The organism is Actinacidiphila oryziradicis, from assembly GCF_005047355.1.
GTDB lineage: Bacteria > Actinomycetota > Actinomycetes > Streptomycetales > Streptomycetaceae > Actinacidiphila > Actinacidiphila oryziradicis.
This window is the reverse complement of record NZ_SUMC01000177.1, coordinates 1-10004: the sequence shown is the minus strand read 5'-3', so window position 1 is coordinate 10004 and position 10004 is coordinate 1. Positions and strand designations below refer to the sequence as shown.

The 10004-nt window shown below is 69.7% G+C and carries 10 protein-coding genes; 7 read left to right on the top strand and 3 right to left on the bottom strand.

All coding sequences use genetic code 11. The features are described 5' to 3' along the window. Positions 1 to 82: 82 nt before the first annotated feature. From FCI23_RS51945 to FCI23_RS51935, 3 genes are read left to right on the top strand one after another with little or no spacing between them, the layout of a single operon-like run. A complete protein-coding gene (locus tag FCI23_RS51945; RefSeq protein WP_136730923.1) occupies positions 83 to 283 on the top strand; it encodes a hypothetical protein in 201 nt (66 codons plus the stop codon). Continuing rightward, a complete protein-coding gene (locus FCI23_RS51940) occupies positions 280 to 2025 on the top strand; it encodes a hypothetical protein (protein WP_136730922.1) in 1746 nt (581 codons plus the stop codon). The genes FCI23_RS51945 and FCI23_RS51940 overlap by 4 nt, the downstream gene beginning before the upstream one ends. Next, positions 2022 to 2540 (top strand): hypothetical protein, encoded by a 519-nt coding sequence (locus tag FCI23_RS51935; protein WP_136730921.1) that lies wholly within the window; start codon positions 2022 to 2024, stop codon positions 2538 to 2540. Before FCI23_RS51940 ends, FCI23_RS51935 begins: the two co-directional genes overlap by 4 nt. A gap of 85 nt (positions 2541 to 2625) precedes the next feature. On the opposite strand, the gene FCI23_RS51930 is transcribed toward FCI23_RS51935, so the two are convergent. Together FCI23_RS51930 and FCI23_RS51925 are read right to left on the bottom strand one after the other, a co-directional pair. Further along, positions 2626 to 3057 (bottom strand): nitroreductase family deazaflavin-dependent oxidoreductase, encoded by a 432-nt coding sequence (locus FCI23_RS51930; RefSeq protein WP_136730920.1) that lies wholly within the window; start codon positions 3055 to 3057, stop codon positions 2626 to 2628. Then, positions 3054 to 3659 carry an NAD(P)-dependent oxidoreductase gene (locus tag FCI23_RS51925; protein ID WP_136730919.1) on the bottom strand — a complete coding sequence of 202 codons (606 nt, stop codon included), beginning with the start codon at positions 3657 to 3659 and terminating at the stop codon, positions 3054 to 3056. The genes FCI23_RS51930 and FCI23_RS51925 overlap by 4 nt, the downstream gene beginning before the upstream one ends. Before the next feature lie 59 nt (positions 3660 to 3718). On the opposite strand from FCI23_RS51925, the gene FCI23_RS51920 reads away from it, so the two are divergent. Then, on the top strand, positions 3719 to 4096 hold the full coding sequence (locus FCI23_RS51920; RefSeq protein ID WP_136730918.1) for a winged helix-turn-helix transcriptional regulator: 378 nt from the start codon (positions 3719 to 3721) through the stop codon (positions 4094 to 4096). Between the two features lie 259 nt (positions 4097 to 4355). Here FCI23_RS51920 and FCI23_RS51915 read toward each other — a convergent pair whose 3' ends face one another. Then, positions 4356 to 5870 carry an IS4 family transposase gene (locus FCI23_RS51915; RefSeq protein WP_169317416.1) on the bottom strand — a complete coding sequence of 505 codons (1515 nt, stop codon included), beginning with the start codon at positions 5868 to 5870 and terminating at the stop codon, positions 4356 to 4358. Positions 5871 to 6148: 278 nt separating this feature from the next. Between FCI23_RS51915 and FCI23_RS51910 the strand changes: the two genes are divergently transcribed. The 3 genes from FCI23_RS51910 to FCI23_RS51900 all read left to right on the top strand — a co-directional run bounded on the left by FCI23_RS51910 (position 6149) and on the right by FCI23_RS51900 (position 9732). Next, positions 6149 to 7555 (top strand): IS1380 family transposase, encoded by a 1407-nt coding sequence (locus FCI23_RS51910; protein WP_136730916.1) that lies wholly within the window; start codon positions 6149 to 6151, stop codon positions 7553 to 7555. Between the two features lie 261 nt (positions 7556 to 7816). Further along, complete coding sequence (locus FCI23_RS51905) at positions 7817 to 9301, top strand: integrase (RefSeq protein ID WP_136730915.1); 1485 nt, start codon at positions 7817 to 7819, stop codon at positions 9299 to 9301. After that, positions 9298 to 9732 carry a hypothetical protein gene (locus tag FCI23_RS51900; RefSeq protein WP_136730914.1) on the top strand — a complete coding sequence of 145 codons (435 nt, stop codon included), beginning with the start codon at positions 9298 to 9300 and terminating at the stop codon, positions 9730 to 9732. The genes FCI23_RS51905 and FCI23_RS51900 overlap by 4 nt, the downstream gene beginning before the upstream one ends. The last annotated feature ends 272 nt before the right edge of the window (positions 9733 to 10004 follow it).

The following is a 10004-nucleotide window of genomic DNA, read 5'->3' as shown; positions in this document are numbered from 1 at the left end:
ACCAAGCGCGGGACGTCCAAGGGGGCAACCATGATCGCATCCTGCCGGGATCCCCACCGGGACGCACTCCCATTTCACCGCTGTGACCAAGGCATTCGGACAGTTCCGATACCCGACGTCACCATTAGCCCCGGTCGCCGACCTGCAACTGCGGTCCCTGCTCGCCGAGCCCGTCGACCAGGACGGTGGCATGACGGAAGAGCGGATGACCTCGCTGTTCGCCCGGATCGCCCGGGAGACCGAGGGAATCCAGGACCTGGACGACCGGATGGACGTCGCATGAGCCGGCGCGGCCGCCCGGCCGTCCTGCCGGACCAGCCCCACCGTGGCCCCGATGTCCTGGAGCCGGGCAGCCTCCTGGTCCGCCACCGCAGCGTCCAGGGCACCACCCGCAGTTACGACTTCGCTAGCCTGCCGATCGCGGCAGCGATGCGGCAGTCCTGGGCGACGGTGTTCGCCGCCCGGTGCACACCGGGCGGCGGCTGGAACACCCTCAGGGCCAGCATGGCGAACTGGCGGGCGCTCACGGTCTTCGCCCGGTTCCTCGCCGAGCAGGAGCACCCGCCCGAGGACGTCGGCGGCCTGACCGTCACGCTCTGGAACTCATGGAGGCTGAGCCGTCCTGTCACCGTTGCCGGCCGCACGCACTACCACCGGATCGCGGCCCTGCTGCGGAGGGATCCGGGGCTGCCCGAGCCGGTCCGCGAGGCCATGGCCAAGCGTCTGCCCCGGGTGAAGAAGCAGGAGACCGCCTACGGTCCGGACGACTTCCAGCAGATCCGTGTCGCCGCACAGCGGATGTTCCGCGCCGCTTACCTGCGGATCAGCGAGAACCGCGAACAGCTGCTGAAGTGGCGGTCCGGCGCCGTCGAGCCGGGCACCAGGCAGTGGCTGATCGGCGAGGCCCTGGACACCCTGGCCCGCACCGGTCACGTTCCGCGCTACCAGGGCACCGACGGGCGGATTCGGGTGACCTCCCGCTACGTGTTCGCCCTGGGCGGCGGGCGGGCGGAGTTCACCTGGCGGCGGCTCTTCCTGAGCCGGGACGAGGCGACCGCGCTCGCCGTGCTGCTGGTGATCGACCACGGGCTGAACGCCACCACCGTCTCCGAGATGCCGGTGCCCCGCGCGACGCCCGACTCCGGAGAGGATGGCGGCTTCCCGATCTACCGGATCGAGCTGGAGAAACGCCGCCGCGGCAGCGGCCGGCACTTCGAGACGCGGAATCTCACCGACTTCGGCGCCGATTCCCCGGGGCGCCTGATCACCCAGGCCCTGGAGGCGACCGCCGCCGCCCGCGCGCTCGTCGCCGAGCGGGCCCCTGACCTCGACCGCCTCCTGGTCTGGCACGAGACCATGCCGAAAGTGCGAGCGCACCCCGAAGAGGTCTGGGTCGGGATGTTCGGCGCCGGCCTGCACAACAACGCCGCCCAGTGCTGGGCCCAGAAACAGGGCATGCGAGGGTCGCCGATGCGACGGCTCCGCTTGACCGTCAACGTCCTGCACCGGCGCGAGCCGGGACAAAACAGCGAGGACACCCACGACCGCGTCTATGTGCTGCCCGAGCCCCAGGCCCACCAGGCCGCCATTCCCGTGATCGCCGACGGCATCACCGATGCGCTCGAACACGCCCGCCGAACCGTGCTGCGGGCCCAGCTCGCCGACACGCCCGGATCCGGCGATCTGGAGACCGCCACCGCCAGCTGCACCGACTACAAGAACAGCCCCTTCACCCCCACCGGATCCGGCTGCGGGGCATCGTTTCTGCTCTGCACCGCCTGCCCGAACGCCCGTGTCACCCCGGCCCATCACCCCCGGCTGGCCTACCTTCACCGAGCCGTCGCCAGTCTGCGCGAGGTCATGGACCTCGGGCTCTGGGACGCCGACTGGGCCGACGCCCACGCCCGCCTGGACGACCTGCGGCACCGCCTCGGCACCGAGGTCTGGCAGGACGCGCTGACGCAGGTCACCGCCGTCGACCGCGAACACATCGAGCACCTTCTGAAAGGACATTTCGACCTGTGACCGCGCTGGCCGCCGAGCTTGCCCCACTGCCCGGCCCCGACACCCCGACCATCGCGCCCGCCCGGATCGTCACCGGCTACACCGGCCCCGTCTCCCGCTACGGAGATCCGGTCTGGACTCTGGAACCGCTGAACGCCAACCCCAGCGCTGACCAGCACCGCATCCACTGGGTCAAGGTCCCGCCGTCCTTCCGGCCCGAACTCCAGCTCGTCGCCTTCCGGCTGATCAACCAAGCCCTGCCGGACAGCTTCCTGACCAACCGGCACCCGTCCTGGCGCACACGCCAGAGCGCGAACAAGATCTACCAGGCCGTTCTCACCTGGCGGGCCTTCGCCGAATGGCTGGAGAAGCGGGGAGTCACCTCCCTCACGGACTGCACCACCGAGGACTTCATCGGCTACGGCTCTCATTTGGTACGCGGGCGTGGGCTCAGCCGCAACAGCGTCCAGCACCAGCTGATCGCGCTCCGGATCATGAGCGGTAACGCGAAAGTGCCTTCTGGGCTGGGACGATGAACCTTGTCGAGGGGTTCTGTCGGTCCAGGCGGAAGGCACTTTCTGCGTGCAGGGTATCGGTGGGCGGAACTCGTTCGGGTGACCTTCAGCTCGCTCGCCCCGCCGGGGTGACCAGGACCAAGGGGATCTCCCGGGCCGTCGCGGTGCGGTAGACGGCGTACGAAGGCATCGCGGCCACGACCGCCGGCCACAGGCGGGCTGACTCGGCCGCCGTGGCCGGCCGGGCCGTCGCCGGGAAGGTGGCCGCGCTGACCTGGAGGGTGACCTCCGGGGTAGCCAGCAGGTTCAGGTACCAGGCTGGATGGCGGTCCGCGCCCGCGTTGGACGCCGTCAGGACGTACGCGTCCTCGTCCCGGACGTACGCTAGCGCCGTGCGGCGCAGCAGGCCGGACTTGCGGCCCCGGGTGGTCAGGAGCAGGTCGGCCACTCCGGGGCGGGGGTGGCCGCCGGTCTCCTCGAAGCGGCGGATGTGGTCGGCGATCCAGGGGGTCGGGTTGTCGTGGACCGTGCTGGTCATACGGCGGACACCCCCGCGTGGGTCCGGTGCAGGGTCAGGACCTCGACCTCGTCCAGCAGCGCGCGAGCGAAGTCCCCGGGCGTGATCCGGCTGTCGGCGGCGGCCGGGGCGAGCGCGTACCCGCCGGAGGGCCCGCCCTCGTGGTCGAAGTCCCCCGCCGGGCTCAGCACCACCCAGTCCAGCGCCTCCGGCGCGGCCGCGCGCAGCGCCTCGGTGCCGGCGCCGTGGCCGACGTAGAACTCCCGCCACTCCTGCGGGTACCCGGGGGTGTCCATCAGCAAGTCCCCGGATGCGGTGGGCAGTACGGACGCCAGCCCGACCGACACCAGCCGCTTCACCCCAGCCGCCGGGAGCCCCTTCGCGAGGGCGCGGGCGACGGCGGGGAAGAACTCCCCGGGGCGCGCCCCGGGGTCGTACACGGCGACGATCGCCGCGTCGTGCCCGGCCGCGAGCCGCGCCACAGCTGCTGGGTCTGTCACCTCCCCGTCGGCCCGCTCGGCCGCCGTGACCTCGTGGCCCCGCCGCCGGGCCTCCGCCACGGCCGCGCGGCCGACCCGGCCGCCCGACCCGAACACGATGATCCTGCTGCTCTTCGCTTCCATGGGCGGGAGCGTAGGCCGAGGGCTGGTTTCCGATCGGATACCGCCCTACGGTGTGAATCATGACGAAGCCGCAGGCCGAACGGACCCCACTGGATCCCCAGATGTTCGACCCCGTCTGTCCGTCCCCGCTGGTGCCGTTCCGCGTGGGCGACAAGTGGGCCACGCTGATCCTGCGGTGCCTGCAGGACGGCCCGCGCCGATTCTCGGAGCTCAAGGTCCCGCTGCGTGGCGTCACGGCTAAATCGCTGACCCAGTCCCTGCGCAGGCTGGAGCGGGATGGTTTCGTCGTACGGGAGGAGTACGAGGGCACAGAGCGCCGTGTCGAGTACGCCCTGACCCCGCTCGGCCTGGGCCCGCTCGGCCTGGGCCTGCTGGGCCCGCTGGACGCAGCCTGCGAGTGGACGCGAGAGCACTGGGACGAGCTGATCGACGCGTAGGAGGCGAGCCTTTCGGGGGCGGCTGATCCTTGATCAGTCCAAGGCACAGGCGCAGGAAAGGAATTTCCCCTTACGAACAGCTCTCAGGGGGACCTACTGTCTCTTCCGGCCGTATCTCGCAGACCTCCCGGGCAGGTCAGCGAGAGACTCGCTGACCTTCGGGCCACCTCAAGCGCTAGCCTGCGCGTTTCACTTGCGGCCGTGTCCAGATCATGAGCGGGAAAGCGAAAGTGCCTTCTGAGCTGGCAATGCCGGTGACTTAAGCCGTTTCCGCAGGTAGGGGCCGGTGTTTGGTGACTCTGAACGCGTAGTGGACGTTACTGGGAGTGCGCGGCTGGTCTCGCCTCTTGATCGCGAACTTGTTCTTCGGTGGCTTCTTGACGCGTTCGCAGCGTCGGTCCCGGCGGCTGGGGAGAAGATCGTCGAGGAGTTCGGTCGCGACCTCTTCCAGCGTCCAGCGGAGTCGGTTGGCGGTGGCGGCGGCCTGGCTGGGGACGCGGAGGCGGACGAGTTGGACGGTGACGCTGAAGGAGATCCGGTCGGGATCGATGCCGGCCTGTCGGGCGGTCTCGTGTTCGAGGGCGCACAGTGCGTGGTAGACGGTCAGGAGCGCGTAGACCTCCTGGGTGATGAGTTCGGGCGACCGGGAGCGCAGGGTGAAGCCGGCACCGCGCAGGCGATTCTTGAGTTCCGCGAAACTGTTTTCGATCTCCCAGCGCTCGTTGTAGATGATGGCGAGTTCCCGGGCCGGAGCCCGCCGGTGGTCCAGCAAACTGGTGACAAGCCGGAAGGTATCGTGGCGAGTTGACCCGTCCTCGGCGCGACTGCGCACGGTGTAGTCGATGATCCGGACCAGGTGACCCTGGGGTGTGCCGTCCCCGGCGCGTCCTGCGGCGCGGTCGGCGCCCAGGCGGCGGGTCTCCGCGGGGGTCGGCATGATCGACAGGTAGGAGCCGTCCGGCAGGACGCGCAGGGGTGTGAAGACCTGCCCCTTCTTGACCCGCCAGATCAGGTGGGCACCGGTCGCCCGGGCATCGGCCCATAGTTCGTAGCCGACGAAGTAGCGGTCGGCCAACAGCAGCATGTCCGGGGTCAGGGCCGCCAGAAGGGCACGGGCCAGGACATACTCACTGGCGCGCTCCACGCCGTCGAATGCGGCGTCGATGAGCCCGTGAGTCCCGGACTCGACCAGCGCCATGAGCCTGACCTGCGGACTTCCACAGGTGTTGATGGCCGGGTTGGAGAATCCGAAAGCCGCGGCGTTCTCCTCGGTGTCCGGCACGTCCAGGGTCGTGCCGTCCCAGGCGACCAGCCGCAGCCCGAAGGCGTACGCCCCAAGGTCCTCGGGAGTCGCCAGTGGACCGCTGGTTTCCTCGAACAACGCACGCAGTGGTTTCTCGCCCAGCCGCCGGCGGGCCCTGGTGAGCGCCGAGCTTGTCGGCAGCCGCTGGAATCCGAGCCCCGGCAGATGTCGCAGCTTCTCCGTCAGCGTCCGCAACACCGCACGATATCCGGGTTGAACTGCGCTTTCGGCACTACCGAACAGGGACAACGCCAGGACGAAGTACACCACCGCCCGAGCGGGTAGCAGGCGTCGTCGAAGTTCGACGCGGCCAGTGCTCTCCAGTACCTCGTCGATGATCTCCGGTGTGAGCCAGCGGGTCAGCACACCCAGGCGGATCCGTTCCCCGAACCGCTCGCCCACCGGAATCCACGCTCTACGCCCCGAAATCGGCGTGGCGGCACTGGCGGCACTCGCGGCAAGAACGGGCATGATGGCAGACTGAGCACCCAACGGAGCCCCTATTAGACAGTCGGATCTTGGTCGATCTTCTGTCCTACTGGGGGCTCCGTTACTGCGTCCGGCGCTTGCCTGGATCATCACCAGAACGTGACGAACTACCCAGCGTCACGAAGGATGAAGTCCCCCCAAAACAACCACCGAGGACCGTCTGACCAGCAGCGTTCTGTTAAGTCACCGGCATTGTTCTGAGCTGGGACGATGAGGCTTGTCCAGGGCTTCCGTCACCACAGCGGGAAGGCACTTTCGAAGTGCACACTACCGGGTCACGTCCCAAGCTTGTCGTCTCGGCCGACGGTCGCGGAGTGGTCAGCCATGCCGGATCCCGCCTGCTGGCGGACCTCGCCGACGCCACCGGCCTGACCGGCGCCTTCACCGACGCGCTACGTCGCCTGCGGCCGCGCGGAACCGGGCACGACCCCGGACGGGTCGCGGCCGACCTGGCGGTGATGCTCGCCGACGGCGGCGAGGCCATCGCCGACCTCGCTGTTCTGCGCGACCAGCCCGGCGTGTTCGGCCCGGTCGCCTCCACCCCCACCGCCTGGCGCCTGCTGGCCGACATCGGCCCGGCAACACTGTCCGCCCTGCGCGCGGCCCGCGCCGCCGCACGGGAGACCGCCTGGCTGCAGGCCGCCGACACCCGACACGGGATCCCGGCCTCCCGTGCAGGCGGACGTGACCTGCCCGGCCTGGTCCTGGACCTCGACGCCACCCTGGTCACCTGCCACTCCGACAAGGAGCAGGCAGCCCCGACTTATAAGCGCGGCTTCGGCTTCCACCCGCTGCTGTGCTTCCTGGACAACACCGGCGAGGGACTGTCGGGCCTGCTCCGGCCGGGCAACGCCGGAGCAAACACAGCCGCCGACCACATCACCGTCCTGGACGCGGCCCTGGCCCAGATCCCCGACGCCCACCGCTACGGCACCGACATCCTCATCCGCACCGACAGCGCCGGCAGCGCCAAGGCGTTCCTGGCCCACGTGCGAGCCCAGCGCGACCGGGGCATCCGTACATCCTTCTCCGTCGGATACGCCGTCACCGAACCGGTCCGCCGCGCGATCCGGGCCCTGCCCGACCAGGTCTGGCACCCCGCACTGGAACAGGACGGCTCCCTGCGGGACGGGGCGCAGGTCGCCGAACTGACCGGCATGGTCGACCTGCCGGGTTATCCCGACGGCACCCGGATCATCGTGCGGCGCGAGCGGCCCCACCCCGGCGCCCAGCTGTCCCTGTTCGACCTCGACGAGGGCATGCGCCACCAGGCCTTCCTCACCGACACTCCCCACGGAAGCGGCGGATCGCTCCAGTTCCTGGAGGTCCGCCACCGTGCCCACGCCCGCGTTGAGGACCGCATCCGCTGCGGCAAGACCACCGGCTTCGGCCGCTTCCCCTCCCGCCACTTCGCCGTCAACACCGTATGGCTGGAGCTGTCCCTGACCGCGATCGACCTGCTCGCCTGGACCCGCACCCTGCTGCTGGACAGCGAACTCGCCGACGCCGAACCCAAGAAACTCCGCTACCGGCTGCTGCACGCCGCCGCCCGCATCACCCGAGCAGCCCGCCGCATCCACCTGCGGATCGCCGAAACCTGGCCCTGGCGCCACGAACTGACCACGGCCTTCGGCCGCCTGGCGGCCCTGCCCCGACCGGCCACCTGACCGGCAAACCCACCGCTGCCCGCCCACGACCCGAAGAACCCTGGAGCACCCGGCCCGCGCGCCGGGCCCCCGCCATGCCCACCCGGCGATGAACAGCCCACAACCACCACCAGCGCGATCAGCCCAGCGCAACAGGCCCCAAGCGAAAGGCAGGGGCTAGGCATCACCGAGCCGCCCTGGAACCGCGAGGGCATCGACGACTACCTGCCGCCGGCGTCGGCCCGGGGCGAGAACAGCGCCGAGCCGATCACGCCCGCCACCATGGGGCCGCTGCTGATCTGGGCGCTTCGCATGGTCGACGACTTCGCCGAGGACATCCTCACCGCCTGGGCCGACAGCCGCCAACTGCGGGAACGGGCCGAACAGACCTGCGGCAGCAGCGAGTCGAAGGCCGCTCTGGACGCCTACCTCGGCGATCTCCTCGCCTGCGGGCTGCGGCTTCCCACCTTCTCGCACGCCGGACAGCGAGCTGTCGCCAACACCTACATCGCCGGGATCACCGGGGCCTCGGTCAGCCAGGTGAACTCGCGGCTGAGGCGCACGACCTGGCTGGACTACAAGCTCCAGTTTCCCGGCCCCTGCCCTCTTCCCACCCCGATCCGAGGCCGTATCGACGGACAGCCCTGGACCGAACACCTCGACTACGCGGAAATCGCGGGCCTCATGCGGCACCTCGGGACGGCCTGCTTCATAGCCCTGTCATTCCTCACAGGAATGCGTCCCGGGGAGGTTCTCGGGTTGCGGTCGGGCTGCTGCCCCGACCCGGACGAAGGCCGCCCGCTGATCCACGGACACGTCTTCAAATCGGCCCGGGACGAGGACGGAAACCACGTCTCCCAAGGCCAGATGCGCGAAGTCCCCTGGGTCGCGATCCCACCGGCCGCCACCGCGATCCGCGTCCTCGAACGCATGGCGCCCGACGGCGGACTGCTCTTCGACGCCGCCGCCCACGACTTCCCCCTGCACCGCCCCTATCCAGGCTCCTTGAGCCGGGCCACGGTGACCAAACGGGTCGAGGACTTCATCACCTGGGCCTCCGCCCTGGCCACCGCATCCAACCGGGCGCGAGAGGCGATCCCCGCCGACCCGCACGGAGCCGTCGGCACCGAGCGCTTCCGTCGAACTTTGGCCTGGCACATCGCCCGGCGCCCCGGTGGACTGGTCGCGCTGGCGATTCAGTACGGCCATATGCGCACAGCCGTCAGTTCCGGATACGCCTCCCGCAGCCGCGACGGCATTCACGACCTGCTCGACGTCGAGACAGCCCGCGCCACTGCCGATGCCCTGGCGACCCTTCACGAGGACCTGGCCGCCGGAACAGGTGTCTCCGGGCCGGCCGCGCGACGCGCCATCCACGCCGCCGCCCACGCGCCGGCCTTCGCCGGGTCGATCCGCACCGCCCGCCAGGCCAGAGACATCCTCCGCAACCCCACCCTGGCCGTCCACGACAACCCGCACGCCTTCCTGATGTGTGTCTACAACCGCGACAAAGCGCTCTGCCACCGCCTCGACACCAGAGACACCCCCACCCTGAACCGATGCGTGTCCACCTGCGCGAACATCGCCCGGACCGACCACCACGCCGCCCAACTCACCGCCCAGGCCGGAGCTCTGGAAGAGCAAGCCGCCTCCGGCCTGGTCCCCGTCCCCCTCGCGGACCGGCTCCGCGGCCGGGCCGCTGCCTTCCGCGACCTGGTCCACCAACACCACAACGCCCGCATCACCACCCAGGAGAACCCCGTATGAGCCCGGCACTCGACGAACGCGACCGCATCCGCGCCGCCATGGACCGAATTCTGGAGGGCAAACCCCAGCACTCCAACGGCGCGCTGACCATCGTCGCGCTGGCCGCCGAAGCCCAGGTTCCCCGGAACGCGCTCACCCAGCGCCACCTGGATCTGAAGAACGACTTTTATGACGAGGTCCGCGCGCGGGGGGCCATGCCGGACAACGAGAAACGACTCCGTCGGCAAGTGACCAAACTCAAGGAGATGCGGGCCGAGGACGCAAAGGAACTCAAGCAGCTGCGGTCCGACGTCGAGGCGCTGGTTGGCGCCCTGCACCAGTCGCAGGTGGAGAACCGGCAGCTCCGCCGGCAGATCGCCTCCCCTGACCCCCGGGTGCGTTCATTGCCCATGCAGCCCCGGCCGGAACATCCCTTCGGGAACGCGGAATGACACTGCCAAAAAACCCTGCAACAAGGCCCGACGCACTGCCAGAATACAAGGATGCACAGCCCGATCGACCTGCCGTGGCCGGTTCCCGATGATCGCGCCCGCAACTGGGCTCAGGAATTCGCCGACATGCACACCATCGTGAAACCGGGTCTTCGAATTTAACCGGGCTTCGCCTCTCTGCGGCTCCGCCTGGTGGTCGCGCAGCGTGACCGTAGGCGTTGGTGCTCGCGGTTGCGGAAGCCGAAGGCGTTGCGGGCTTCGAGCTTGATGAG